This window comes from Embleya sp. L77 (assembly GCF_055557415.1).
In genome coordinates, this window is sequence record NZ_CM145709.1 from 4,777,268 (window position 1) to 4,802,221 (window position 24,954).

A 24,954-nucleotide genomic window follows, 5' to 3' on the forward strand; every position below is an offset into this window, starting at 1 on the left:
GACATGGCGAACTTCTCCGCCGCGGACGTGAAGAAGCTCCGTGAGCTCACCGCCGCAGGCATGATGGACTGCAAGAAGGCCCTCGAAGAGGCCGAAGGTGACGTCGACAAGGCTGTCGAGATCCTTCGCGTCAAGGGCCAGAAGGGCGTCACCAAGCGCGAGGGCCGCTCGGCCTCCAACGGCGCGGTCGTGGCGCTGCTCGACGGCAACGCGTCCGGCGTCCTGGTCGAGCTCAAGTGCGAGACCGACTTCGTGGCCAAGAGCCCGAAGTTCATCGAGGCCGCCGAGGCGATCGCCGCCCACGTCGCCAAGACCTCGCCCGCCGACATCGCCGCGCTGCTCGCGAGCGAGATCGAGGCCGGCAAGACCGTCCAGCAGTACGTGGACGACGCCAACGTCACGCTCGGCGAGAAGATCGTGCTCGACCGCTTCGCGCAGTACGCCGACGGCTTCGTCGCCGCGTACCTGCACAAGACCAGCCCCGACCTGCCCGCGCAGATCGGCGTGCTGATCGAGCTGGACGGCGCCAACGCCGAGGTCGCCAAGGACGTCGCGCAGCACATCGCCGCGTTCTCGCCCACCGTGCTCAACCGCGAGGACGTGCCGGCCGAGACGGTCGAGAACGAGCGTCGCGTGGCCGAGGCCACCGCGCGCGAGGAGGGCAAGCCCGAGGCTGCCCTCGGCAAGATCGTCGAAGGCCGGGTGACCGGCTTCTTCAAGGAGAACGTGCTGCTCGACCAGGCGTTCGCCAAGGACAGCAAGAAGTCCGTGGGCAAGGTCCTGGACGAGGCCGGCGTCAAGGTCAAGCGCTTCACCCGCTTCCGCGTCGGCGTCTGATCCGCCCCTCGCACCACCGCCCCGATGCAGACATCAATCCAGTCGGGGCATGCAGTAGGCATGAACGCAGTGAAAAGCAGTATGGCGAGGAGGCCGCAAGGCGTGGAGGGAACCGTGCAGGAAACCGAAACGAAGGCGGCCTCCTCGTCGTCCGCCGAGGGCGACGAGCCGAACCCCTACGCACGTCGGGTGCTGCTCAAGCTCTCCGGCGAGGCGTTCGCGGGCGGCGGTGCCCTGGGCGTCGACCCGGACACCGTGCAGACCATCGCGCTCCAGATCGCCGACGTGGTCCGCCGCGGCACGCAGGTCGCCATCGTCATCGGCGGTGGCAACTTCTTCCGCGGCGCCGAGTTGCAGATCCGCGGCATGGACCGCGCGCGCTCGGACTACATGGGCATGCTCGGCACCGTGATGAACTGCCTCGCGCTTCAGGACTTCCTGGAGAAGCAGGGCATCGACACCCGTGTGCAGACCGCCATCACGATGGGCCAGGTCGCCGAGCCGTACATCCCGCGCCGAGCCGTGCGACACCTGGAAAAGGGTCGCGTGGTCATCTTCGGTGCGGGCATGGGCATGCCCTACTTCTCCACCGACACCACGGCCGCGCAGCGCGCCCTCGAGATCGACGCGGTCGCGTTGCTCATGGCCAAGGGTGTCGACGGCGTGTACGACTGCGACCCGAAGTCCAACCCGGACGCGGTCATGTTCGATCGTCTGGATCACGCCGAGGTGCTCGCCCGCGGGCTCAAGGTCGCGGACGCCACCGCGATCAGCCTGTGCATGGACAACGAACTGCCGATCGTCGTCTTCAACCTGCTCGTCGAGGGCAACATCGCCCGCGCCGTGCGGGGTGAGAAGATCGGCACCCTGGTCAGCCGTACCGACGGCTGATCGACGGCGACAGGACCGGGACAGGAGCCGACATGATCGACGAGATTCTCCTCGAGGCCGAGGAAAAGATGGAGAAGGCCGTCGTGGTCGCCAAGGAAGACTTCGCGGCGATCCGCACGGGCCGGGCCACCCCGGCCATGTTCAACAAGATCCTCGTGGACTACTACGGCTCGCCCACTCCGGTGAACCAGCTCGCGTCGTTCACCACCCCCGAGCCGCGCATGGTCATCGTGACCCCGTTCGACCGCGGCTCCACGAACGCGATCGTCAAGGCGATCCGCGACTCGGACCTCGGGGTCAACCCGACCGACGACGGCAAGCTCATCCGCGTGGTCTTCCCGCAGCTGACCGAGGAACGCCGCAAGGAGTTCATCAAGCTGGCGCGGGGCAAGGGCGAGGACGCGAAGATCTCGCTGCGGGCGATCCGCCGCAAGGCCAAGGAGACGCTCGACAAGCTGGTCAAGGACGGCGAGAGCGGCGAGGACGAGGTGCGTCGCGCCGAGAAGGAACTCGACGACACGACCCACAAGTACGTCGCGCAGATCGACGAGTTGCTCAAGCACAAGGAAGCCGAGCTGCTCGAAGTCTGATGAACGACTCGACCTGGGGCGGTACGCCGCCGGCCGATCCGCCCGCGGGAGCGCACCCCGATCTGCCGCCCGGCCACGATCCGTACGGGTCGTACGGCGCGTGGCCGGAGCAGGTCCCGGGCGCACCGACGGGTCAGGATCAGGCCCACTACGACGCGGCCCGGTCCGGCGGCCATGGGGACGGCGCCACTCGTGCGCAGCAACACTTTCCGGCCGGCGTCGGGGTACGGACACAGGATGACCACACGCAGGTGCTGTCACCGATCGCGGGTCACGACCCGGGCGACGAACCGGAGCTCCGCTCGGGTGCGTCGTTGTCCGAGGAGGCCGCTCGTGTGGACGCGACTCTGCCCGAACCTCGGCGTGAGGGGCTCGTGGTGACCGAGGAGCCGCCTGCCAAACGGGTCGGCAAGGCCGGTCGCAACCTGCCGCAGGCGATCGGCGTCGGGGCCGGGCTGGGCGGGGTCATCGTCGCCTCGCTGTTGACCCTGCCGGTGCTGTTCGTCGGCGTCGTGCTGCTCGCGGTCCTGGTCGGACTGTGGGAGCTGGCGGGCGCGTTCGGTCGGGCCGAGGCGGTCACCGACGCGTCCGGTCGAACCGCACAGGGCGCCACGGTCGGGCGCGGCATCCGGATTCCGGTGGTACCGCTCGCAGTCGGCTCGGTGGCGATGCTCGTCGCCGGCTACGCGCGCGGTGCCGAGGGGCTGGCGATCGCCACCGCACTGACCGCGATCGCGGTGATGATCTGGCGGATGACCGAGGGTCCCGAGGACTTCCTGCGGGACATGACGGCCGGCGTGTTCACCGTCTTCTACCTGCCGTTCCTGGCCGGGTTCGCGGTGCTCATGCTCGCCGACGACGACGGCGCCCGGCGGGTGCTGACCTTCATCATCCTGGTGGTCTGTGCGGACACCGGTGCCTATGCGGCGGGCGTCACCTCCGGTGGTCCGCACAAGATGGCGCCGAAGATCAGTCCCGGCAAGAGCTGGGAGGGCTTCGCCGGCGGAGTGCTCCTGGCCGCCGGCGCGGGCGCGGTCTGCGTGACGACCATGCTCGACGGTGCGTGGTGGCAGGGTGCCGTGGTGGGCGTCGCCGCCGCCGCCGTGTCCGCGCTCGGGGACCTGGCCGAATCGATGATCAAGCGCGACCTCAAGGTCAAGGACATGGGCAGTCTGCTGCCCGGTCACGGTGGCCTGATGGACCGGCTCGACTCGTTGCTGCCCGCCGCTCCCGTGGTGTGGCTGCTGCTCGCCGCATTCGTATGACCCGGACCTGATCCGGCAGAGAAACCGGACAGGCCGCGTGTGCACGAGAGCGGGGCCGATTCGGCCCCGCCCGTACACCTGCGACACTGGACGAGCCATGCCCAAACCAGGAGAACTCACCTTCACCGCGCCGCCGCGTCGTTCGAAGCCGCCGCGCCACCTTGCCGACCTCACCCTCGCCGAGCGCCGCGATGCCGTGGCCGAGCTGGGCGAGAAGCCGTTTCGCGCGGCCCAACTGTCCAAGCACTACTTCGGTCACCTCTCGGACGACCCCGGGCAGTGGACCGACATGCCCGCCGCGTCGCGGGCCAGGCTCGCCGAGGCGCTGCTGCCCACGCTGATGACGTCCGTGCGGGACATCTCGTGCGACGACGGCGCGACCCGCAAGTCGCTGTGGAAGCTCTTCGACGGCACGCTCGTCGAGGCCGTGCTGATGCGCTACCCCGACCGGGTCACCATGTGTGTGTCCTCGCAGGCGGGCTGCGGAATGAACTGCCCGTTCTGCGCCACCGGCCAGGCGGGTCTGACCCGCAACCTGTCCACCGGCGAGATCGTCGAGCAGGTGCTCGCGGGCGCGCGGGCCCTCGCCCGCGGCGAGGTGCCGGGCGGCCCCGGCCGGGTCAGCAACATCGTCTTCATGGGCATGGGCGAGCCGCTCGCCAACTACAAGGCGGTGGTCGGCGCGGTGCGTCGGCTGACCGACCCGGCCCCGGACGGGCTGGGCATCTCCGCCCGCTCGGTGACCATGTCCACGGTCGGTCTGGTCCCGGCGATGTACAAGCTCGCCGACGAACGCGTCCCGGTCACCCTCGCGCTGTCCCTGCACGCGCCGGACGACGACCTGCGCAACACGCTCGTGCCGGTCAACACGCGCTGGGACGTGCGCGAGGTGCTGGACGCGGCATGGCACTACGAGGGCGTCACCGGCCGACGGGTGTCCATCGAGTACGCGCTGATCAAGGACATCAACGACCACGGCTGGCGGGCCGACCTGCTCGGGCGCCGGCTGAAGAACCACAACGCACACGTCAACCTGATCCCGCTGAACCCCACCCCCGGGTCGAAGTGGACCGCGTCGACGGCGGAACGCCAGGAGGAGTTCGTCCGCCTGCTGACCAAGCACGGCGTGCCGGTCACCGTCCGGGACACCCGGGGTCGGGACATCGACGGGGCGTGCGGTCAGCTCGCCGCCGCGGAGGTCTAGTCGTAGGGCCCGGTCCGCCGCAGCGGACCGGGCCGGCCGGTCCGTAAGTGGGACATCCCGGGCAGGTCACGGGCGCGCGGCGCGGCGATATAGAACGGGTAACGAATCCTTATCGGATCCTTAGGCGCCTCAGGGGAGACTGATCTCAGTGCCAAGCCGTCGGATCCTTTGATCTCCCCGTTCGAATGCTCCGGCGGTGGCACGCCCAAGCCGCCGGTCGAAGGGACACGATCCGGCGCACGGCTCGGGGTCGCGTGGCCCCCGAGACGATAAGCACTTCGGGCCCGTTGCGGAAGGGGACGCCGCGCCGGGCCCGAAGTGCTTTCCCATGTCCGGCCGGCCTTGCGCGCCGGTATCGCGTTCGCCCGCAGGCCCGGCCGCGGGTGTCGGTCCGGCCGCGGCTTCAGATCCGGCCCGGCCGGTCGTCCCGCAGGATCACCACCGTCGCCGCGATCAGCGCGAAGGCGAGCAGACCGATCGTCCACAGCGTGCCCAGCAGGGCCGCGTGTGCTGGCATGGTCGGAAACGAGTCCCCGTTGCCGCGCGCCGGCCACGCCTGCAGCGCGCCGACCGCGACCGAGACCGGTACGCACACCAGCAGCGGCACCACCAGAGCGGCCAGCGCCGCGCGGCGATCCATCCGCTCCCCGGCGCCGATCGAGTGCAACGTGTGTGAGGTCTCGCGGCGCGCGGAGCCGTACTCCACGACGACCGTGAACAACGTCGCCGCCGCACACGAGGACACCGTCGTCGTGGTCAGGAACAGGGGGGCGTCGGCCATCCCGGTCGGCGTGCGGTCGTCCGCGAGGCCGCTGGTGGTGACCATCGCGAGAGCGATCGTGGTCAGGCCCAGCGGCAGTGCCAGGCCGCGTGCGCTCGCCTCGATCCGGCGTGCCGCGCACAGCGTCCACACCCGACCCGCCCGGGCGGCCCAGCCGGAACCCAGCCAGGTCAACAGCCACGGCACGGTGAGTGCCACCCCTGCCGGCACCGCGCCGTAGCAGATCGCCGCCGCCGGCACCGCGCCGTGCGACAACCGGTCCGGGTGGCCCGGGTCGGCGATCAGGTACTGCCCGAGCAGTCCGGCGAGCAGCACCAGCGGTCCGAGGTAGCGCGGGACCCGGGGCTTCAGCCGCGACGACGGTCGGGCCGTGGCGTAGCAGGCGGCGAGCACGGCGACGCTGGGCACCGTGGCGAGCACCGCCACCGCGGCCGGCCAGGGCGCCGAGGCGCCGATCGCCAGCAGGTGCCGGACCGCCGGGGGCGGCGAAGCCGGGAGCGTGCGCAGCACCAGGTGCGCCTGAACGCCGGCATACGTGCCGGCCAGAGCGGTGACGGCGGCCTCGGACACGACCACCTCCCGACTCCGGCGGTTCTTCCCGTGGGCCCGGAACGGGGCACCCGGTCGGTCGATGCGGCCCGGGAACGTCAGGCGGATGCCGACCGTGACCAACACGGCCACGGCGCCCAGCACCGGCAGCATCGCGAGCACCGGCCGGATCAGTGCCGGTCCGGGGCGTCCGACCGGCGATGCCCAGGCCAGCAGGCACAACAGCACGATCGTGGCCGTACCCGCGACCGCCGCACCGGCCAGCACACGCACGGCGTCGACCCGGGACGCGATGCGCAACGCGTCGCGCAGCGGGCTCGGGTCGGCCCGGGACATCGCCCTACCACCCGTCCGTATGCGGGTCGGGGCGACCGTCGCGCAGGACCAGACAGTGGTCCGCGTGCGCGGCCACCCGCCGGTCGGCGGTGGCCAGCACCAGGGTCGTCCCGTGCGAGCGCACGGCGGAGACCAGGATCCGCATCAGATGGTCGAGTTCGGCGCCGGCCAGGTCGTGTGCCGGTTCGTCCGCGAACACCACGGCCGGCCGGGTGACCAGCGCCCGGGCGACCGCCGCCCGACGCAGCAGGGCCGGGCCCAGGCCGGTCGGCCGGGATTCGGCGTGCTCGGTCACGTCCAGCCGCTCCATCCAGTGCCGGGCGATCGCGAACGCATCGGCCCGGCGAATCCGGTCGAGCAGCAGCGGCAGCGCGACGTTCTCCGCGACGGTCAGCTCCGGCAGCAGCCGGGTACGGCCGTCGACGAGCCCGAAGTGCCGACGCCGCAGCGCGGTTCGCCCCTTCTCGTCGAGCACGTGCATCGCGCCGCTGTTGAACCACACCTCACCGGAATCCGGGGCGACCATACCGGACAGGCAGGCGAGCAGCGCCGACTTGCCGGCGCCGGCGGGACCGGAGATCGCGAACGTCTCCTCGGCCCGGACCGCCACGGAGACGTCCCGCAGCAGGGTGACCCGACCCCGGGTCAGGGTCAGCCCGCGAGCGCGCAGGACGTCGTTGTCGGGCGGGGCGGTCGGTACTCCGGCGACGACGGCGCGCCGCTCATGCGGTCTCGCCGCGCGGGACGACAGGGACATGGCACACCTCCCGCAGAGAAACGTTGGTTGCCACCCGTTCTCCTCCAACGAGCATCGCGACGCCTGGTTGCGGCAGGGACGACAAACCCCTTCACTCGGGGAGCCCTGCCGGCGGCGGGAGTTCGCGCGCACCATGATGAGGCGAACAGGTGTATCGAACGCGTTCCGAACGGGGTGCACATGAACCGCCGACTCGATCTTCCGGATCTCCTCAATGCCCGCGACGTCGGGGACCTACCGCTGATCGACGGGGGAGTCACTCGAACGGGCGTACTCATGCGCTGTGAGACCCCGGACCTGTTGACCCCCGAGGGAATCGACCGACTGATCCACACCTACCGTGTGCGGCACGTGCTGGACCTGCGGTCGGAGGGTGAGGGGCTGCCGCCGGAGCAGTGGCCGGGGGTGACCCGACACCGGCTGCCGCTGCTGGGCCGACGCTCGGCGCTGGCCGCCGACCGGGCCGCGATCGGCGACGTCTCGGCGGGACAGACCCAGGGGCTGGGGTTGGACGACGACATCGACCTGGGCAGCGTGGACGAGCACGGCGCGGGTCTGTTGTACATGCGGATGGCCGAGCGCGGCGGTGAGTCGTACGTGCGTTCGCTGGAGATCCTGGCCGGCGACGGCGGGGTGCCGGCGCTGGTGCACTGTACGGCGGGCAAGGATCGGACCGGGATCCTGGTCGCGCTGCTGTTGTCGGTCGCGGGGGTGGAGCGGGAGGCGATCATCGCCGACTACACCGAGACCGAGGTGCACCTGGTCGAGATGTTCGAGCGGATCGACCGGTTGCCCAGGCAGCCGCGGATCGATCCGGCCCATCCGGTGGCCCCGGCGATGCGCGGTGCGGCCCGCGCCTCCATCGACACGTTCCTGCGCGTGCTCGCCGAGCGGCACGGCTCGGCGGCGGAGTTCCTGCTCAAGGCGGGTGCGGCGCCGGAGCACCTGGAGACCTGGCGCCGCACCATCCGGGGGCGCTGACCCGGCCGGTCGCCGGGGCACCGGCCGGCTCGCCGGTCCGGGCCCGGGCGCGGTGGCCCGGGCGCGGGCGTAGTTGGCTCGGCCCGGGCCGCCCGGTTGCCCGGGCGCGGTGAGCCCGGCTCAGTGGCCCAGGAATCGGCCGAACGCCTGTGCGAGTCGGGACTCATTGCCGGTGCGCTGCTCCTCGGCGTCCGCGCCCGCCATCACCCGCAGGCCGACGTTGGTGCCGATCCAGCGGAGCGGCTCCGGCTCCCACTTGGGCGAGCGGTGGCGGACCCAGGGCAGCCGGGTCAGGTCGGTGTACTCGTCGCGGATCAGGTCGGCGAGGGTGCGGCCCGCCAGGTTCGCGGTGCCCACGCCGTCGCCGACGTAGCCGCCGGCCCAGGCGAGTCCGCGGGCGCGGTCCAGGCCGCAGCTCGCGTACCAGTCGCGGGCCACACCCAGCGGTCCGCCCCAGGTGTGGGTGATCTCTGCGTCGGCGACCGCCGGGAACAGCTCGGCGATCACCCGACGCAGCTCGGCGAAGACGTTCTCGTCGCGGTCGAACTCGGGCCGCACCCTGGAGCCGAAGTGGTACGGCGCACCGCGCCCGCCGAAGGCCAGCCGGTCGTCGGCGGTGCGCTGGCCGTAGATGATCAGGTGCCGCATGTCGCTGAAGCTCTCCCGGCGGGCCAGGCCCGCCTCGGCCCAGAACGACCGCGGCAGCGGCTCGGTGGCGATCATCAGCGAGTACACCGGGGCCAGTTCGCGATGGAAGCCGGCCAACTCGGGGGTGTAGCCCTCGGTGGCCCGGACCACCACGTCGGCACGGACCCGGCCGTGCGGGGTGAGCGCGACGCCGTTCTTGATCGCGGTGACGGGGGTGCGCTCGTGGATGGTCACCCCCAGGCGGGTCACCGCGTCGGCCAGACCCCGGGCCAGTTTGGCGGGGTGGATGACCGCGCAGTGTGGGGTGTAGGTGCCGCCGAGCACGTCGGTGGCGCCGACCATCGCGCGGGCCTCGGCGGCGTCCAGCAATCTGGCGTCGGACTCGTCTAAGCCCCAGGCGTGTTCGTCCGCGACCAGTTGCCGGGCTCGGGCCAGCTGGACCGGGGTGCGGGCCAGGACCACGGTGCCGCCCTTGGCGAAGTCGCAGTCGATGCCCTCCTCGGCGACCACCCGGCCGACCTCGTCCACGGTCGCGTTCATCGCCCGCTGTTGGGCGATCGCCCGCTCGCGGGTGCTGCTCCGGGCCACCTTGGCGATCGAGGCGGGGAACAGCGCCGAGCACCAGCCGCCGTTGCGGCCGGAGGCGCCGAATCCGGCGATCTCCCGCTCCAGGACCACGATGCGCAGGGACGGGTCCGCCTTGGCCAGGTAGTAGGCGGTCCACAGGCCGGTGTAGCCGGCGCCGACGATGGCCACGTCCACGTCCAGGTCGCCCGCGAGCGCCGGTCGTGGCGTGACGTCCGCGCCGAGGGTGTCGAACCACAGCGACAGGTCGCGGTAGTCGGTGGTCATCGTTGCCACTTCCTCAGGTAGTCCGGCGCGGGCAGATCGAAGCGCAGGTCGGGGGCGGGCACGGGCTCGCCGAAGTGCTCGGTGATGGGCACCACGCCGGCCCAGATCGGGGTGTCCAGGTCCTCGTCCGCGTCGTCCGGCGGGCCGGCCGAGATCTTCACCGACGCCTCGTCCAGGGACAGTGCGAGCACCAGCGTCGCGGCGAGTTCCCTGGCCCGGTGCGGGCGCAACTCGTCCCGGCGGCCGGGCAGCAGCCGGTCGGTGAGCAGGTCCAGCGCGGCCACCTTCTCGTCCTCGGGCAGCACGACGCACGAGCCGAGCACCATCGCGCTGCGGTAGTGCATGGACGATTCGAACGCCGAGCGGGCCACCACCAGGCCGTCGAGCAGGGTCACGGTCAGGCAGGTCGGCGCGCCTGCGGCCAGGCCGCGGAAGAGTCGGCTGCCGGTCGAGCCGTGGATCAGCACGCGTTCGCCGTCCCGGGCGTAGGCGACCGGGAGGACGAACGGCTGACCGTCCTCGCCGGTGACCGCGAGGTGTCCGACCAGACCGGCGTCGAGCACGGCGTGCAGTGCGGTCCGGTCCGGCACGGCGTGGTGGGGCAGGCGGCGTATCCGGGTGCGGGGGGTGGAGCCTGGCGTGGGGTGGCTCATCGGGCCTCTTCGGTGATCCGAGCGCGGCGCCGGTCGGCGCGGGCGAGTCGATGTGACGGTGTCGGTGATTCTCGGTTCTTCGGGGCCCTGATTCGCACTTCGTGACAGGCGCCCCGGACATGAGTCTGCCGCCGTCGCGCACTGGCTTGTGCGCGACGGCGGCAGACTCACTGAGGGTTCGTCGAATAGCCGGGGTTCACTGCTCGATCTACAGCTTGGTCCATGCCTCGGTCAGCACTCCGCGCAGGATCTGCTCGATCTCGTCGAACACACCCTGGTCCGCGACCAGCGGCGGGGAGAGCTGGATGACCGGGTCGCCGCGGTCGTCCGCGCGGCAGTACAGGCCGTTGTCGTAGAGCGCGGTGGACAGGAAGCCGCGCAGCAGGCGCTCGGCCTCGTCCTCGTTGAACGTCTCCTTGGTGCTCTTGTCCTTGACCATCTCGATGCCGTAGAAGTACCCGTTGCCGCGCACGTCGCCGACGATCGGCAGGTCCTGGAGCTTCTGCAGCGTGGCCAGGAACTTGGACTCGTTGTCCAGCACGTGCTGGTTCAGGCCCTCGCGCTCGAAGATGTCCAGGTTGGCCAGTGCCACGGCGGAGGACACCGGGTGCCCGCCGAACGTGTAGCCGTGCATGAAGACGTTGTCGCTGCCGTTGTAGAACGGCTCGGCGATGCGGTCCGAGACGAGCATCGCGCCGATCGGCGAGTAGCCCGAGGTCATGCCCTTGGCGCAGGTGATGATGTCCGGCACGTAGTCGAACTTGTCGCACGCGAACATCGTGCCGAGCCGGCCGAACGCGCAGATGACCTCGTCCGAGACGAGCAGCACGTCGTACTGGTCGCAGATCTCGCGCACGCGCTGGAAGTACCCGGGCGGCGGCGGGAAGCAGCCACCCGCGTTCTGCACCGGCTCCAGGAAGACCGCGGCGACGGTGTCCGGACCCTCGTTGAGGATCGCCACCTCGATCTGGTCGGCGGCCCAGCGGCCGAAGCCCTCGGGTGAGGAGTCGGCCAGGAACTCCGGCTTGCGGTACTGGTTGGTGTTCGGCACCCGGAAGGTGCTCGGCACCAGCGGCTCGTACGGCGCCTTGTAGTCCGGCAGACCGGTGATCGACAGCGCGCCCTGCGGGGTGCCGTGGTAGGCGATGGCCCGGGAGATGACCTTGTGCTTGGTCGGCTTGCCGGTCAGCTTGAAGTAGTGCTTCGCCAGCTTCCACGCGGACTCGACGGCCTCGCCGCCACCGGTGGTGAAGAAGACCTTGTTCAGGTCGCCCGGGGCGTAGTTCGCCAGCCGCTCGGCCAGCTCGATCGCCTTGGGGTGGGCGTAGCTCCACACCGGGAAGAAGGCGAGCTGCTCGGCCTGCTTGCGGGCCACCTCGGCCAGCTCGGTGCGGCCGTGACCGGCCTGTACGACGAACAGGCCGGCGAGGCCGTCGATGTACTTGCGCCCGTTGGTGTCCCAGATGTAGCTGCCTTCACCGCGCACGATGGTCGGCACGGGAGCGTTCTCGTAGGACGACATGCGGGTGAAGTGCATCCACAGGTGGTCGTAGGCGCTCTTGGAGAGAGCCGCGTTGTCGTACTGCTGTGTCATCGAGTACCCCACTGGTAGGTCTGCTTCCGAAGCTTCAGGTAGACGAAGCTCTCGGTGCTCCGTACGCCCGGAATCGCTCGAATCCTCTTGTTGATGATGTCGAGCAAGTGGTCGTCGTTCTCGCATACGAGTTCCACGATGAGGTCGAAGGAACCAGCCGTGATGACGACGTAGTCCACTTCCTTCATCGTGGCCAGTATGTCCGCTACGGGGTCGATGTCTCCTTCGACACGAACCCCGACCATGGCCTGGCGATGGAAGCCGACGGTCAGCGGATCGGTCACCGCGACGATCTGCATCACGCCCTGGTCGAGCAGGCGCTGTACGCGTTGACGCACGGCGGCCTCCGAGAGACCGACGGCCTTGCCGATCGCGGCGTACGAGCGGCGTCCGTCCTCCTGGAGCTGCTCGATGATCGCCTTCGACACGGCGTCGGCCGGAGCGTTCGGGTTTCTGTCTCGACCGGCCACGTGGTCACTCTGCCTCATCAGATGGGCCTTTCGCAAGGGAATCCGTTGACTTTGCTCAATGAGACAACTGATTCAGTTGTTGGTGCGTGATGGGGATGCGGATACCGACAGCAATCCGGTTAGGCTGGGAACGCGGCCCAGCCCGGGATCGACCCTCACCGTCCTGCCGGCGCCGCCCCGTTTTCGAAGGAGACTTGGGACATGAGCGACCTGCGTACTCTGCGCAACTACATCGACGGCACGTTCACCGACGCCGCGGACGGCGGCACGCTCGACATCGTCGACCCCGCCACGGGCGAGGTCTACGCGACGTCCCCGCTCTCCCGCGAGCGGGATGTCGACGCGGCGATGCGCGCGGCGGCCACGGCGTTCGAGACCTGGAGCGAGACGACCCCCGCCGAGCGGCAGCTCGCGCTGCTGCGGATCGCCGACGCGGTGGAGAAGCGTGCCGACGAGCTGATCGACGCCGAGTGTCTCGACACCGGCAAGCCGCGCGCGCTCACCGCGTCCGAGGAAATCCCGCCGATGGTGGACCAGATCCGCTTCTTCGCGGGCGCCGCGCGCATGCTCGAAGGCAAGTCTGCCGGAGAGTACATGGCGGGGCACACCTCCATGGTGCGCCGTGAGCCGGTCGGTGTCTGTGCCCAGGTGGCGCCGTGGAACTACCCGATGATGATGGCCGTGTGGAAGTTCGCGCCGGCCATCGCCGCGGGCAACACCGTGGTGCTCAAGCCGTCGGACACCACCCCCGCGTCCACCGTGCTGCTCGCCGAGATCATCGGGGAGATCCTGCCCGCCGGCGTGTTCAACGTGATCTGCGGCGACCGCGACACCGGCCGGCTGATGGTCGAGCACAAGACCCCGGCGATGGCCTCGATCACCGGTTCGGTACGCGCCGGCATGTCGGTCGCCGAGAGCGCGTCCAAGGACCTCAAGCGGGTGCACCTCGAACTCGGCGGCAAGGCGCCCGTCGTGGTCTTCGAGGACGCGGACATCGCCGCCGCGGCCGAGGGCATCGCCGGTGCGGGCTTCTTCAACGCCGGCCAGGACTGCACCGCGGCCACCCGGGTGCTCGTGCACTCCTCGATCCGCGACGAGTTCGTCGCCGCGCTGGCCGCCGCCGCCGGCGACCTCTCGACCGGCTCGCACGAGGACGCGTACTTCGGCCCGGTCAACAACGTCAACCAGCTCAAGCAGGTCAGCGGCTTCATCGAGCGCCTCCCCGCGCACGCGAAGGTCGAGACCGGCGGGCACCAGGTCGGCGACAAGGGCTTCTTCTACGCCCCGACCGTGGTCTCCGGGCTCAAGCAGGACGACGAGATCATCCAGAACGAGGTGTTCGGCCCGGTCATCACCGTGCAGTCGTTCGAGGACGAGGCGGAGGCGCTGAGCAACGCCAACGGCGTGCAGTACGCGCTCGCCTCCTCGGTGTGGACCAAGGACCACGGCCGGGCGATGCGGATGGCCAAGCGGCTCGACTTCGGCTGCGTGTGGATCAACACGCACATCCCGCTGGTCGCCGAGATGCCGCACGGCGGCTTCAAGCACTCCGGCTACGGCAAGGACCTCTCCGGCTACGGCTTCGAGGACTACACCCGGATCAAGCACGTGATGACCAACTACGACGCCTGATCCACCCCGCCTGCCCGCGGCGTCGGCACGACCCACACGCACCCTGTCAACTCCGCTCCGCGAGGGTTGACAGGGTGCGTGTTGCCGTTCGGGGCGGGTGGGCGCCACGATGCGGTGGGCCATTTTGTACGCCACCGTGCGGTCCCCCGCCCATGGAGCAGGCCCCACCCCCGCATTTCGCCAAGGAGTCGCCGATGACCCGCGCCCGCACTCGCGCCCAGTCCCCGCTGCGGATCGCCGGGCACCGGGTGGATCGGCGGATGTTCCTGCGCGGCACCGGTGCGGCGGCGGCCGTGGGCACCCTGGCCGCGTGCGGTGTGCCCTCCGCGTACGTCCAGGAGAGCAAGCGCGGCGGCCGGGACCGGTCGGAGCAGGAGAAGGTGGTGCGCTTCTCCAACTGGGCGCTCTACATCGACATCGACGAGAACGACGAGCAGCGGCACCCCACGCTCGACGCCTTCACCGAGAAGACCGGCATCAAGGTCCGGTACTCGGAGGAGATCAACGACAACGACGAGTTCTTCGGCAAGATCCACCCGGCCATCCAGGCGGGCAAGGAGCCCGGCCGCGACGCGATCGTCATCTCGGACTGGATGTGCACCCGCTTCGTCCGGCTGGGCTGGGTCCAGAAGCTGAACAAGGCCAACCTGCCGCAGGTGGACGCCAATCTCGCCGAATCGCTGCGCAGCCCGGGCTACGACCCCAAGCGCGAGTACACGGTGCCGTGGCAGAGCGGGATGACCGGCATCGCGTACAACAAGAAGCTGGTGGGTCGCGAGATCCGGTCGGTGAACGACCTGTGGCGGCCCGAGCTCAAGGGCCGGGTCACCGTGTTCGCGGGCTTCATGGAGGCCGTCGCGCTGCTGATGCTCGGTGAGGGCACGGACATCAGGACCTTCACGGACGCGGACGTGGACAAGGTGATGGAGCGGATGCAGAAGCTGGTGGACAAGGACCACATCCGCAGCTTCACCGGCAACGACTACACCTCGGGCCTGGCCAGTGGCGACATCCTGGCCTGCCAGGCGTACTCCGGCGACGTTGGCCAGCTCAAGCTGGACAACCCCGACATCGAGTTCGTCGTGCCCGAGGAGGGCGCCGAGCTGTGGTCGGAGAACCTGATGGTGCCGAACAAGGCCGCGCACAAGACCAACGCCGAGAAGCTGATGGACTTCTACTACGACCCGGAGGTCGCCGCCGAGTTGGCGAACTACGTGGCGTACGTGTGTCCGGTCCCGGCCGCGCAGCAGGTGCTGGCCGAGTCCTCGGACCAGGAGATGCGCGACTCGGCGAGCAACCCGCTGATCTTCCCGGACGCCGAGATGACCGCGAAGCTGCACGGGATGCGCGAGACCACCGAGGACGAGGAACGGCGCTGGGAGAAGGCATGGGGGAACATCATCGGCCTGTGAGCCACGGGCCGCGCCGGCGGCGGTGCGCGATCGACGGCGGTGTCGAAGCCGGGGTCGAGGCCGGTGGGGTCGGCGGAATCAGCGCTCGGCCAGGGCCGGGTCGGCGGTGACGGCGCCGCGATAGGCGCGCATGCCGAGCAGCGGGAACACCAGTACCGAGACCATGCCGGCGCCGACCATCGCGGCGGCGGTGCCCGCGCGCAGTTCGCCCTCGTCCACGCCGATCCCGGTGATCACCACGATCAGCGGCAGGCCGGCCGAGGCGAACAGGGCCAGGCCCAGCCGCACCCCCGCCGGTGAACCACGCTCCATCAGATACGTCGGCACCCCGCGCACCGCGAGCAACAGCGCCAGGAACAGCGGCAGCAGGGCGAGCGTGCCGAGGTCGGAGAACAGCGCACGACCGTCGAAGCGCACGCCGCTGATCACGAAGAAGACCGGGACGAACAGCCCGAAGCCGATCCCGTCCAGCTTGCCCGCGACCGTCTCGCGCGACTCGGCGGGCATGTCGGACAGCAGCAGCCGGATGACCAGCCCCGCGGCGAACGCGCCGAGCAGGGCGTCCAGGCCGAGTTCGTCCGCGGCCCAGACCAACAGCGCGAGCACGAGCACCGCCAGCCGGATGGCGAGTTGGCCGCTGGAGTGCAGCGTGGCCCGGACCACCCGGTCCAGCGCCCCGGGCAACGGCCGGCGGGCGAACGCGAACACCACCACGGTCACCGCGGCGAAGCAGGCCAGTGCGACCGCCGAGGCACCCGCGTTGCGCCCGCTCAGCAGCAGCGACACGGCCACGATCGGGCCGAACTCGCCGAGCGTGCCGATCGCCATCACCTGCGCGCCGAACCGGGTCGGCAGCGCACCCGCATCGCGCAGGATCGGCAGCAGCGTGCCGAGCGCGGTGGTGGTCAGGGCGAGTCCGACCACCAGGCGGGACATCGTCGAGCCCGACCACACCAGCAGCAACCCGAGCAGCAGGCCGACCACCAGGGACAGCGCCCAACCCAGCGTGGCCCGGCGCAGCGGTCGGCCGCTGAGTCGGCCCGGATCGATCTCGAAGCCGGCCAGGAACATCAGGAACGCGAGCCCGAAGTTGGCCACGTAGGTCAGCACGTCACCCTCGTGCACCCAGTCCAGGACGGACGGACCCACCAGGACGCCGAGCAGGAGTTCGACCACGACCGTGGGCACCGGGACCCGGCGTCCGAGCAGATCGGCCACCAGCGGTGCGGCGAAGGCCAGGGCCAGAACGATCAGGAATGGCGCGCTGTCGTGGGACATCGGCGGAGCATAATGCGCATTCGACAGCCATTCGGGCAGACGCGCAGGTCGGCGGCGGACCTCCCGGGAAGAGCGCCCGGACGGACGCACTAGGGTCGATATCCATGACTAGCAGCTCTCCCGAGGCCGCCGCCGTGCCCGCCGTCGAACTGCCCGCCGACCCCGGTACCGACCCCGGTGCCGAGCCTGTGACCTGGGATGTCGTGGTGATCGGAGCGGGCCCCGCCGGGGCGTCCGCGGCCCTGGCCGCGGCGCGCGCGGGACGCCGGGTGCTGGTCGTGGACCGGGCCGAACTGCCGCGCTACAAGACCTGCGGCGGCGGCATCATCGGCCCCGCCAAGAGCGCCCTTCCGCCCGGGTTCGAGCCGCCGGTCGAGGACCTGGTGCACGAGGTGGAATTCACCCTGCGCGGCCGCCGCCGGCGGGTGCGCTCGGCGCGGACCACGCTGATCGGCCTGGTCGACCGGGCCCGCTTCGACGAGGCGCTGACCCGGGCGGCGGTGGCCGCGGGCGCGGTGCTGCGCGAGGGCGTCGCGGTCTCCCGGATCGCCGAGCGGGACGGCGTGGTGACGCTGACCCTGGCCGGTGGCGAACTGCTGCGGGCGCACGCGGTGGTCGGCGCGGACGGCAGCGCGGGACGCAGCTCGGCCTACGTCGGGGTCACCTTCGAACAGGTCGACCTGGGCCTGGAGGCGGAGATTCCGGTGCCGCCGGAGGTCGCCGCGCACTGGCGCGGCCGGATCCTGCTCGACTGGGGGCCGTTGCCCGGCTCGTACGGCTGGGTCTTTCCCAAGGGCGACACGTTGACGGTCGGTGTGATCTGCGCCCGGGGCGAGGGCGAGGCCACCCGCGCCTACCTGCGCGACTTCATCGCCCGGCTCGGCCTGGCCGGGTTCCGGCCGGCGGTCGAGTCGGGCCACCTGACCCGATGCCGCAAGGAGAGCGCGCCGCTCTCGCGCGGCCGGGTCCTGGTCGCCGGCGACGCCGCCGGGCTGCTGGAGCCGTGGACGCGCGAGGGCATCTCGTACGCGCTGCGCTCGGGCCGGCTGGCGGGGGAGCGGGCCGCGCTGGTGGCCGAGGCGGGTACCGACGCCGAGGTGGAGAAGATCGGCGCCGGCTATCACGCGGACATCGACGCGGTGCTGGGTCGTGAGATGCGCGCCGGACGGCTCCTGCTCGGCGTGTTCGAGCGGCATCCCGGGATGTTGCACCATGCGGTGAGCACGCTGCCGCAGGGCTGGCGGGTGTTCCGCAAGGTGGTCCAGGGGCGGACCACGTTCGCCGATCTGCTGGAGCGGCCCGCAGCCCGGCGGGTGCTGGCGTTGACCGGCCACTGACGACATCGGACGGCCCCGGGCCCGTCGTGCCCGGGTCCGGGGCCGTCCGGTTCGGTCGTGCGCACCGACCGATCCGCTTACGGGCCGCTGTGTGCACGGTCCGGTGTGCTCGGGCTCGGTGCGCTCGCGGCTCGCCGACGGGCCGGCGCTGGTCGTGCGCCGGACTCAGTCCCGGTCCGGCTCGTCGTCGCCCTCGGCCGAGCGGATCCGGCGCAGCCGCGCGCCCTGGAAGAGCGCGTTGCCCACCAGCATCAGGCCGAGCGCGCCGCCCGCGAGCGGCAGCGTGTCGTCCTCGGGGCCGGTCTTGGGCAGCGAGGTGGGTGGCGTGGTCCGGTCGGTGCCGCCGTCGGTGGTGCCGCCCGTGTCGTTCCCGCCGCTTGTGCCGCCGCCTCCCGTGCTGCCCTCACCTGTCGAGCCGCCACCCGTCGAGCCGCCGCCGGTCGTGGAGCCGCCGGTGGTTCCCCCGCCCGTCGAGCCGCCGCCGGTGGTGCCGCCGGGTACCGGCGTGTTGACGGTGTAGCCGATGAACGACGGGTCGTTGTTGTTGGCCCGGTTGATCAGCGTCAACGGTCCGGCCACACCCAGCACCACGGACGTGTCCGTGGCGCCCGCGGGCACCACGAGCACGCAGAACGTGGAGATGTCCGCCTCCGGTGCGAGCGGGAGTCGCGCCTCGGCCCGAGCCGCGCGCGGCTGCTGCGCGGCCGGCGGATATTCCACCGCCGCCGACCAGCGTTTGGTCTCGTGCGGCCCGAGCGGACCCGGCGTGCACTTGAAGGTGGTCGTCCAGGCCGGTCCCGGTGCCCTGAGCGCGGGTGCGGCCGAACAACCGGGCACCGAGCGGATCCGGAGGGCGCCGGTACTGCGGGCGTACACGTCGCGGGCCGGCTGGGCCCGGTCGGTGTTGTTGGTGACGGTGAACTCGATCGAACCCCGACCGTCGGCGTCGAAGGTGATCTGGGTGGACGTGGTCACCGCGAACGGCCTGGCCGTGGGTGGCACGGTCGGCGACGCGGACGTGCTCGGCGGGACCGTGGTGGGCGGCGGGGTGCTCGGCCGCGTCGTGGTCGGCGGCGGCGTCGTCCCGGGCCGGGTCGTCGAGGGCCGGGACGTGGTCGGCGGTGGCGTGCTGCCGGGCCCGTGCGTCGTGGGCCGCGACGTGGTGGCCGGCGGCTTCGTGGTGACCTCGCCCGTCGGACCGTGCGTGCCCGTGGGGCCGTGTGTGCGGGTCGGTGCGTGTGTGTAGGTGTGCCCGCCGCCCGATCGATGCGCGGGCCCGTTCCCCTCGGTATCCGCGACGGCCAGGCCGGCGTTCAGAATCATTCCTATTCCGACCGGAACAGAAATTATCAACGCCGCTCGCTTGACGTTTTCTGATCGAAACTTTTTCGGGGTGAACATGCGGTATCCCCCTCCCGCTATGCGTGACGATTCGTTCTACCATGTCCGTCCTAAGCTTTCGCAGGGCCTTTAACAGGTAATCCCACGAAAGTGGCAATGGTCTGATCTTGAAAAGCGGCGGGACCTGGGGGAAAGCCGATGTCGGGCGGGCCGGGAGAGGATTGGGCGGGCTTCGTGGTCGGAGCCCGCTACGAACTGGTGAGCGTGCTCGGCAGCGGTGGCATGGGCACCGTGTGGCGGGCCCGGGATCGAGTGCTGGAGCGTCCCGTGGCGGCGAAGGTGATCACCACCGGATGGGGCCGCAACGCGTCCCGGTCCTTCCGCGAACGCAGCCTGCGCGAGGCGCAGGCGACCGCGCGGATCAATCACCCCAACGTCGTCCGCGTCTACGACTACGTCGAGGACGACGACCGGTTGTGGATCGTGATGGAGTTGCTCGACGCCCGCTCGCTGGACGCCATCCTGGAAGAGGACGGGCCGCTCACCCCGCACGCCGCCGCGGCGGTGGCCGTGCAGATCGCCCGCGCGCTCGGCGTCGTGCATGCGCACGGCATCATCCATCGCGACGTCAAGCCGGGCAACGTGCTGATCGCCCGGGACGGACACGCCGTGCTGACCGACTTCGGCATCGCCGCGCTGGAGGGCGTGAGCGGGCTGACCGGCACCGGGGCGATCCTGGGTTCGCCCGAGTTCATGGCCCCCGAGCGGATCGAGAGCGAGCACCCCGGGCCGGCGTCCGACCTGTGGTCGCTGGGCGTCACGCTGTGCGCGGCGGTCACCGGCGCGTCGCCGTTCCGCCGCGCGACGCCGGTGGCCACGATGCATGCGATCGTGATCGCCGAGCCCGAGGTGCCCGAGGAGATCGGCCCGCTGGAGCCCCTCGTGCGCGACCTGTTCCGACGCGACCCGGCGCGGCGCCCGGACTCGGCCGAGGTGGAGGCACGCCTGAACGCACTGCTCGCCGCCGAGGGCCGCCGGCATGCGGGCGACGTGACCCGACCGATCCCGCCCACCACGCTCGGCCGGGTGATCGAGCGCGGGCCGGCCGAGTACGGGCGCGAGGAGCGTGGGCAGATCGAGCGTGGGCCGAACGAATTCGGGCCGGACGAGGCGAACGACGACGTGACGCTGGTGCCGACCGTGCACCCGCGGCCGCCGCTGCGCGACCTGCTCCCGCCCGCCCGGGTCGCCCCCGACGACGGCACCCCGCTCGACCCGTTCCCGCGGGTGCCCGCCGCGCCCTCGCCGGAGCAACGGCCGAACACCCCGGCCGGCCCCGCGCACACGCCGACCTTCCCGATGCCGACCCGTACCCGCCGGCCGCCCCGCTCGCGCCGCCGCCTCCTGGCCGTGCTGATGCCGCTCGTCACGCTCCTGGTGGCCGGCGCAGTCGTGGCGGCGCTGCTGCTCGCGAACGGCGGCGGCAAGTCCGGCGGGGACGAGGGGAAGGACGACAGCAGGTCGAGCCCGATCCCGCCGAGGACCTCCGGGACGGGCGGCGCGCCCGCGGCGAACCCGGTCGCGGGTCTCGCGCCCTACCCGAGCGGGCCCGTGGCCACCCCGCCGATCCCGGTCCGCACGGCGGACGAGAGCACCTTCACCTGGCAGATCCCGCAGGGGTGGAACCGCAAGGAGCAGGACCAGAGCGTGGTCTACACCGACCCGGCCGGCGCGAGCGTGCTGACCGGGCGTACCGCGTTCCAACAGACCACGGATTTGTTGGAGCAGTGGCGCGACGACGAACAGAACGCACCGAGGGTTTTCCGCGACTATCGAAAAGTGGTCTTCGAGGAGCGCGCCATTCAGGGCCGAAAGGGCGTGATCTGGGAATACACCTGGACCGAGTCCGGAGTGGCCCGGCACGCGATGTTGGCCGCGGTGATCGTGAATGGCATCTACATCGAGGTCGACGTGTTCAGTACCGAGCGGCAATGGACGCGCGATGCGGCCCTGCACGCGGTCGCGGTGACCGCGTTCACCCTGGCGGGCAGCCGCCCCGCCGCCTGAGGACCGCGCCCGCGAGGGGCGCCGCGCTCAGCGGCGGAGGGCCTCCAGGCCGAGCAGCGCCACGTGCAGCGACAGACAACTCTCCACCTGGTCCAGGTCGACGCCCAGGATCCGCTCGATCCGGTGCAGCCGCTCGTAGAAGGACGGGCGGGACAGGTGCGCGGCGTCGGCTGCCGCGGACTTGTTCCGGCCGTGGTCCAGATAGACCTGGAGCATCGCGATCAACTGGGTGCCCTGCTGCGCGTCGTAGGCGAGCAGCGGACCGAGTTCGCGCTCGACGTAGGTCTGCAACCGGGCGTCGTCGCGCAGCAGGTGCAGCAGCCCGCGCAGGCGCACGTCGGGCAGCCGGTAGAAGGCGGCCTTGCCGCCCTGGTGCAGGGCGGCGTCCGCGACCTGGGTGGCCTCCAGGAGCGAGCGGCGCGCGTCGCGCACCGCGCCCACCGAGGAGCCGACCGCGACCACGATGTCGTCCGCGAGGTCCGGGGCGAGCCGGCGGATGGCGGCGGAGAAGCCCTCCAGCGCGCCGTCCTCGGTGTCCTGCGAGGCGAGCGCGACGAGCAGCCCGACGTTCTCGTCGTCCAGGCCGCCGACCAGGGCGGCCAGCCGGCGCTCGCGCACCGCCGCGGCGGCGATCTCGGTGAAGTCGCGCAGCCGGGCCTGCGATTCCAGCGCGGCCGGGGTCACGCTGCGACGCAGCCGCAGCACCACGCCGACCAGGCGCCGGCCCTCCAGCGGGACACCCAGCGCGCGGGCCCGCAGGGTCACCTCGGCCACCGTGTAGGAGTGGGTCAGGATCCCGGACAGCAGGGTGCGGTGGGTCTGCCGCTCCAGGCTCTCCCGGTCGCGCACCACCAGCCGGTTCAGCGCGAGGGTGGACGCGGCCCGCTCCAGGAGCATGGTCTGCTGCGCCGGCGGCGGTGTGCCGTCGCCGACCAGCACCAGCCGGCCCCAGTCGTGGCCGCGCGCGCCGACCGTGGTCACCAGCCACCCGGTGCGCTCGTCGAACGCGGTCCGGGCGGTCAGGCGCAACTGCCGGGAGCGGTCCTCCCAGTTCTCCAGCAGGGTCTCCGCGACTATGCCGGCCGCGTCGTAGGCGAGCACCTGGTGCGCCAGGTTCTCCAGGATCACCGGGCGCCCGGCCATCCGGGACGCCTGCCGGACGATCTCGGCGGGTTCCGCGCCCTCGACCGCGAGCTCGTTGAACGCCTGGTGCACCGCCTCGGAGGCCTGCAACTCGGCCAGCTGGGCGTCGATGATCAGCCCGTGCACGGCCTCGGTGATGCCGATGAACCGGGTCTCGTTGCGCAGGGTGATCACCGGCAGGCCGACCTGCTCGGCCGCCGCGACCAGCGCCCGCGGCAGCTGATCGGTGTAGCGCCGGCCCAGCTCGACCACGAGTCCGGCCGCGTCCACCTCGGCGAGATCGCGGATGTAGCGTTGCAGGCCCTCGCGCTCCTCGGGGAGCGCGATGCCGGTGGCCATCACCAGTTCGCCACCCTTGAGCAGCCGGGTGACGTCCGGCAGCTCGCTGATGTGCACCCAGCGCACCGGCCGGGCCAGGCCGCGTTCACCCGCGACCACCTGCGGGCGGCCGCGCTGGACGATGTCGAGGGCCAATACGTCGGCGACCGTGGGGAACATTCGAAAACCTCCGCGAGCTGACAACGGCCCGACCGCGACAGCGGTTGGTTCCCGAAGGAAGCGGGAATTCGCGAGCAATCTGTAAACGGCTCGGCGGGCGACGCTTCCATGGTGACAGGTCGGTGCCCGGTTCGACCCCGGACCCCTGGGTTCGGGCGGGCGATTGGCGACCTGTAAAGCCCACGCCGCCCTACCTGTCGATGTGCCTGTTGCGGCACCCCGTGTCGAAACGGCATCGTCCTACGCTGACGCGGCTCACGCGCATACCCACCGCACGCAGCGCCCGTCTGCTCATCGAAAATCCCCTTGGAGGGCTCTCATGCCTGTGCAGGACTTCGGCAAAGGTCATCAGTACGTCGGGGGACAGCTGCGGCAGGGCTCGTCCGGAGAGACCTTCGACGTCGTCGACCCGGCCACCGGCGAGACGGTCGAGACGGTCACCCTCGCGGACACCTCGGACGTGGACGCGGCGGTAGCCGCCGCCAAGGGCGCCTTCCCGCAGTGGTCGCAGGCCACCCCGGGCGAGCGGGCGACCGCGCTGAACCGGCTGTCGGTGCTGCTCGAGGAGCGGGCCGAGGAGTTCGCCCGGGTCGAGACCGCGCAGGCGGGAAAGCCGATCCGGCTCAGCACCGAGTTCGACGTGCCGGGCACGATCGACAACACCGCGTTCTTCGCGGGCGCGGCCCGCAACCTGGAGGGCAAGGCGGCCGGCGAGTACGCGGCCGGCTCCACCTCGATGGTGCGCCGCGAGGCGATCGGCGTGGTCGGCTCGATCGCGCCGTGGAACTATCCGCTCCAGATGGCCGCGTGGAAGATCCTGCCGGCGATCGCCGCGGGCAACACGATCGTGCTCAAGCCGGCCGAGATCACCCCGCTGACCTCGCTGATGTTCGCCCAGGCGTGCGCCGACGCGGGCATCCCGGACGGCGTGGTCAACGTGATCACCGGCAAGGGCCGCACCGTCGGCGAATACCTGATGGGTCACGCCGACGTGTCGATGGTCTCGTTCACCGGCTCCACCGGGGTCGGCAAGCGGGTCGGCGAGGTGGCACTGCAGACCGTCAAGCGCCTGCACCTCGAACTCGGCGGCAAGGCCCCGTTCGTGGTCTTCGACGACGCCGACCTCGACGCGGCGATCAACGGCGCGGTCGCCGCATCGCTGATCAACTCGGGCCAGGACTGCACCGCCGCGACCCGCGCGTACGTGCAACGCCCGCTCTACGACGCGTTCGTGGCGGGCGTCGCGGAGTTGTACGACGGCGTGCGCCTGGGCGACACGATGGACCCCGCGACCGACCTCGGCCCGCTCGTCTCGCGCCGCCAGCAGGAGTCGGTGGCCGGCTTCGTCGAGCGCGCCCGCGGCTACGGCGCGACCATCGTGACCGGCGGTGAGATCCCCGGCGGCGAACTGGCCAGGGGCGCGTTCTACCGCCCGACGCTGGTCACCGGTGTGGCCCAGGACAGCGAGATCGTGCAGGACGAGATCTTCGGCCCGGTCCTGGTCGTGCTGCCGTTCGACAGCGACGAGGAGGGCATCCGGCTCGCCAACGACACCCCGTACGGCCTGGCGGCCTCCGCCTGGACGCGCGACATCTTCCGCTCGCTGCGCGCGACCCGGGAGATCCAGGCCGGCTGCGTGTGGGTCAACGACCACATCCCGATCATCAGCGACATGCCGCACGGCGGTTACAAGGCATCCGGCTTCGGCAAGGACATGTCGCAGTACTCCTTCGACGAGTACACCCAGGTCAAGCACGTGATGTACGACGGCACGGGAATCGCCCGCAAGGACTGGCACCGGACGATCTTCGGAGCCCGGTAACCACCCCATCGAACGG

At 71.2% G+C, this 24,954-nt stretch carries 21 protein-coding genes; 12 read left to right on the plus strand and 9 right to left on the minus strand.

Translation table 11 applies throughout. The features are described from left to right. The first annotated feature begins 3 nt into the window (after nt 1-3). From tsf to rlmN, 5 genes are all read left to right on the plus strand, one after another. The gene (gene tsf / locus ACZOOI_RS20530) at nt 4-837 is read left to right on the plus strand and encodes a translation elongation factor Ts (RefSeq protein ID WP_391582827.1); all 834 of its coding nucleotides are present in this window, start codon (nt 4-6) and stop codon (nt 835-837) included. A gap of 81 nt (nt 838-918) precedes the next feature. Next, nucleotides 919-1,728, plus strand: a complete 810-nt coding sequence (pyrH, locus tag ACZOOI_RS20535; RefSeq protein WP_078977400.1) for a UMP kinase — start codon at nt 919-921, stop codon at nt 1,726-1,728. A gap of 32 nt (nt 1,729-1,760) precedes the next feature. After that, entirely contained in the window at nt 1,761-2,318 is a 558-nt protein-coding gene (gene frr, locus ACZOOI_RS20540) for a ribosome recycling factor (RefSeq protein WP_391582826.1), read from the plus strand. Further along, nucleotides 2,318-3,583, plus strand: a complete 1,266-nt coding sequence (locus ACZOOI_RS20545; RefSeq protein ID WP_465277208.1) for a phosphatidate cytidylyltransferase — start codon at nt 2,318-2,320, stop codon at nt 3,581-3,583. The genes frr and ACZOOI_RS20545 overlap by 1 nt, the downstream gene beginning before the upstream one ends. Nucleotides 3,584-3,680: 97 nt before the next feature. Beyond that, nucleotides 3,681-4,787: a dual-specificity RNA methyltransferase RlmN gene (gene rlmN, locus ACZOOI_RS20550; protein WP_465277209.1), complete on the plus strand. Its 1,107-nt coding sequence runs from the start codon at nt 3,681-3,683 to the stop codon at nt 4,785-4,787. 403 nt (nt 4,788-5,190) lie between these two features. On the opposite strand, the gene ACZOOI_RS20555 is transcribed toward rlmN, so the two are convergent. Together ACZOOI_RS20555 and ACZOOI_RS20560 are read right to left on the minus strand one after the other, a co-directional pair. Continuing rightward, nucleotides 5,191-6,453, minus strand: coding sequence for a hypothetical protein (locus tag ACZOOI_RS20555; RefSeq protein WP_465277210.1), 1,263 nt, complete (start codon nt 6,451-6,453; stop codon nt 5,191-5,193). A gap of 4 nt (nt 6,454-6,457) precedes the next feature. Further along, entirely contained in the window at nt 6,458-7,210 is a 753-nt protein-coding gene (locus tag ACZOOI_RS20560; protein ID WP_465277211.1) for an ABC transporter ATP-binding protein, read from the minus strand. Between the two features lie 180 nt (nt 7,211-7,390). Here ACZOOI_RS20560 and ACZOOI_RS20565 point away from each other — a divergent pair, with 180 nt between their 5' ends. After that, complete coding sequence (locus tag ACZOOI_RS20565; RefSeq protein WP_465277212.1) at nt 7,391-8,191, plus strand: tyrosine-protein phosphatase; 801 nt, start codon at nt 7,391-7,393, stop codon at nt 8,189-8,191. A gap of 120 nt (nt 8,192-8,311) precedes the next feature. Here the strand turns inward: ACZOOI_RS20565 and ACZOOI_RS20570 are convergent, their stop codons facing one another. The 4 genes from ACZOOI_RS20570 to ACZOOI_RS20585 all read right to left on the minus strand — a co-directional run bounded on the left by ACZOOI_RS20570 (nt 8,312) and on the right by ACZOOI_RS20585 (nt 12,426). After that, a complete protein-coding gene (locus ACZOOI_RS20570) occupies nt 8,312-9,691 on the minus strand; it encodes an NAD(P)/FAD-dependent oxidoreductase (protein WP_465277213.1) in 1,380 nt (459 codons plus the stop codon). Continuing rightward, the gene (locus ACZOOI_RS20575; RefSeq protein WP_465277214.1) at nt 9,688-10,344 is read right to left on the minus strand and encodes a pyridoxamine 5'-phosphate oxidase family protein; all 657 of its coding nucleotides are present in this window, start codon (nt 10,342-10,344) and stop codon (nt 9,688-9,690) included. The genes ACZOOI_RS20570 and ACZOOI_RS20575 overlap by 4 nt, the downstream gene beginning before the upstream one ends. A gap of 208 nt (nt 10,345-10,552) precedes the next feature. Further along, complete coding sequence (locus ACZOOI_RS20580; protein ID WP_355531524.1) at nt 10,553-11,938, minus strand: aspartate aminotransferase family protein; 1,386 nt, start codon at nt 11,936-11,938, stop codon at nt 10,553-10,555. Then, on the minus strand, nt 11,935-12,426 hold the full coding sequence (locus ACZOOI_RS20585; RefSeq protein WP_379989642.1) for an Lrp/AsnC family transcriptional regulator: 492 nt from the start codon (nt 12,424-12,426) through the stop codon (nt 11,935-11,937). The genes ACZOOI_RS20580 and ACZOOI_RS20585 overlap by 4 nt, the downstream gene beginning before the upstream one ends. A 183-nt stretch (nt 12,427-12,609) precedes the next feature. On the opposite strand from ACZOOI_RS20585, the gene ACZOOI_RS20590 reads away from it, so the two are divergent. Both ACZOOI_RS20590 and ACZOOI_RS20595 read left to right on the plus strand, forming a co-directional pair. Continuing rightward, nucleotides 12,610-14,040, plus strand: coding sequence for a gamma-aminobutyraldehyde dehydrogenase (locus ACZOOI_RS20590; protein WP_465277215.1), 1,431 nt, complete (start codon nt 12,610-12,612; stop codon nt 14,038-14,040). 194 nt (nt 14,041-14,234) lie between these two features. After that, nucleotides 14,235-15,452: a polyamine ABC transporter substrate-binding protein gene (locus ACZOOI_RS20595; RefSeq protein WP_465277216.1), complete on the plus strand. Its 1,218-nt coding sequence runs from the start codon at nt 14,235-14,237 to the stop codon at nt 15,450-15,452. A 78-nt stretch (nt 15,453-15,530) separates the two neighbouring features. Here the strand turns inward: ACZOOI_RS20595 and ACZOOI_RS20600 are convergent, their stop codons facing one another. After that, on the minus strand, nt 15,531-16,730 hold the full coding sequence (locus ACZOOI_RS20600) for a cation:proton antiporter (RefSeq protein WP_465277217.1): 1,200 nt from the start codon (nt 16,728-16,730) through the stop codon (nt 15,531-15,533). A gap of 104 nt (nt 16,731-16,834) precedes the next feature. Here ACZOOI_RS20600 and ACZOOI_RS20605 point away from each other — a divergent pair, with 104 nt between their 5' ends. Further along, a complete protein-coding gene (locus ACZOOI_RS20605; RefSeq protein WP_465277218.1) occupies nt 16,835-18,067 on the plus strand; it encodes a geranylgeranyl reductase family protein in 1,233 nt (410 codons plus the stop codon). A gap of 165 nt (nt 18,068-18,232) precedes the next feature. On the opposite strand, the gene ACZOOI_RS20610 is transcribed toward ACZOOI_RS20605, so the two are convergent. Next, nucleotides 18,233-19,042 (minus strand): hypothetical protein, encoded by an 810-nt coding sequence (locus tag ACZOOI_RS20610; RefSeq protein WP_465277219.1) that lies wholly within the window; start codon nt 19,040-19,042, stop codon nt 18,233-18,235. On the opposite strand from ACZOOI_RS20610, the gene ACZOOI_RS20615 reads away from it, so the two are divergent. Together ACZOOI_RS20615 and ACZOOI_RS20620 are read left to right on the plus strand one after the other, a co-directional pair. After that, nucleotides 19,029-19,313, plus strand: a complete 285-nt coding sequence (locus ACZOOI_RS20615; protein ID WP_465277220.1) for a hypothetical protein — start codon at nt 19,029-19,031, stop codon at nt 19,311-19,313. The genes ACZOOI_RS20610 and ACZOOI_RS20615 overlap by 14 nt on opposite strands. Before the next feature lie 293 nt (nt 19,314-19,606). Further along, nucleotides 19,607-21,475, plus strand: coding sequence for a serine/threonine-protein kinase (locus ACZOOI_RS20620; protein WP_465277221.1), 1,869 nt, complete (start codon nt 19,607-19,609; stop codon nt 21,473-21,475). 27 nt (nt 21,476-21,502) lie between these two features. Here the strand turns inward: ACZOOI_RS20620 and ACZOOI_RS20625 are convergent, their stop codons facing one another. Next, complete coding sequence (locus ACZOOI_RS20625) at nt 21,503-23,116, minus strand: PucR family transcriptional regulator (protein WP_465277222.1); 1,614 nt, start codon at nt 23,114-23,116, stop codon at nt 21,503-21,505. 319 nt (nt 23,117-23,435) lie between these two features. Between ACZOOI_RS20625 and ACZOOI_RS20630 the strand changes: the two genes are divergently transcribed. Continuing rightward, complete coding sequence (locus tag ACZOOI_RS20630) at nt 23,436-24,938, plus strand: gamma-aminobutyraldehyde dehydrogenase (protein ID WP_465277223.1); 1,503 nt, start codon at nt 23,436-23,438, stop codon at nt 24,936-24,938. The last annotated feature ends 16 nt before the right edge of the window (nt 24,939-24,954 follow it).

Excerpts from the sequence above, each read along its gene's own strand:
- ACZOOI_RS20590 (WP_465277215.1), top strand. The coding sequence starts at position 12,610 with ATGAGCGACCTGCGTACTCTGCGCAACTACATCGACGGCACGTTCACC.
- rlmN (WP_465277209.1), top strand. The coding sequence starts at position 3,681 with ATGCCCAAACCAGGAGAACTCACCTTCACCGCGCCGCCGCGTCGTTCG.
- ACZOOI_RS20630 (WP_465277223.1), top strand. The coding sequence starts at position 23,436 with ATGCCTGTGCAGGACTTCGGCAAAGGTCATCAGTACGTCGGGGGACAG.
- pyrH (WP_078977400.1), top strand. The coding sequence starts at position 919 with ATGGCGAGGAGGCCGCAAGGCGTGGAGGGAACCGTGCAGGAAACCGAA.
- tsf (WP_391582827.1), top strand. The coding sequence starts at position 4 with ATGGCGAACTTCTCCGCCGCGGACGTGAAGAAGCTCCGTGAGCTCACC.
- ACZOOI_RS20600 (WP_465277217.1), bottom strand. The coding sequence starts at position 16,730 with ATGTCCCACGACAGCGCGCCATTCCTGATCGTTCTGGCCCTGGCCTTC.
- ACZOOI_RS20545 (WP_465277208.1), top strand. The coding sequence starts at position 2,318 with ATGAACGACTCGACCTGGGGCGGTACGCCGCCGGCCGATCCGCCCGCG.
- ACZOOI_RS20570 (WP_465277213.1), bottom strand. The coding sequence starts at position 9,691 with ATGACCACCGACTACCGCGACCTGTCGCTGTGGTTCGACACCCTCGGC.
- ACZOOI_RS20625 (WP_465277222.1), bottom strand. The coding sequence starts at position 23,116 with ATGTTCCCCACGGTCGCCGACGTATTGGCCCTCGACATCGTCCAGCGC.
- ACZOOI_RS20585 (WP_379989642.1), bottom strand. The coding sequence starts at position 12,426 with ATGAGGCAGAGTGACCACGTGGCCGGTCGAGACAGAAACCCGAACGCT.
- frr (WP_391582826.1), top strand. The coding sequence starts at position 1,761 with ATGATCGACGAGATTCTCCTCGAGGCCGAGGAAAAGATGGAGAAGGCC.
- ACZOOI_RS20555 (WP_465277210.1), bottom strand. The coding sequence starts at position 6,453 with ATGTCCCGGGCCGACCCGAGCCCGCTGCGCGACGCGTTGCGCATCGCG.
- ACZOOI_RS20580 (WP_355531524.1), bottom strand. The coding sequence starts at position 11,938 with ATGACACAGCAGTACGACAACGCGGCTCTCTCCAAGAGCGCCTACGAC.
- ACZOOI_RS20565 (WP_465277212.1), top strand. The coding sequence starts at position 7,391 with ATGAACCGCCGACTCGATCTTCCGGATCTCCTCAATGCCCGCGACGTC.
- ACZOOI_RS20620 (WP_465277221.1), top strand. The coding sequence starts at position 19,607 with ATGTCGGGCGGGCCGGGAGAGGATTGGGCGGGCTTCGTGGTCGGAGCC.
- ACZOOI_RS20575 (WP_465277214.1), bottom strand. The coding sequence starts at position 10,344 with ATGAGCCACCCCACGCCAGGCTCCACCCCCCGCACCCGGATACGCCGC.
- ACZOOI_RS20605 (WP_465277218.1), top strand. The coding sequence starts at position 16,835 with ATGACTAGCAGCTCTCCCGAGGCCGCCGCCGTGCCCGCCGTCGAACTG.
- ACZOOI_RS20560 (WP_465277211.1), bottom strand. The coding sequence starts at position 7,210 with ATGTCCCTGTCGTCCCGCGCGGCGAGACCGCATGAGCGGCGCGCCGTC.
- ACZOOI_RS20595 (WP_465277216.1), top strand. The coding sequence starts at position 14,235 with ATGACCCGCGCCCGCACTCGCGCCCAGTCCCCGCTGCGGATCGCCGGG.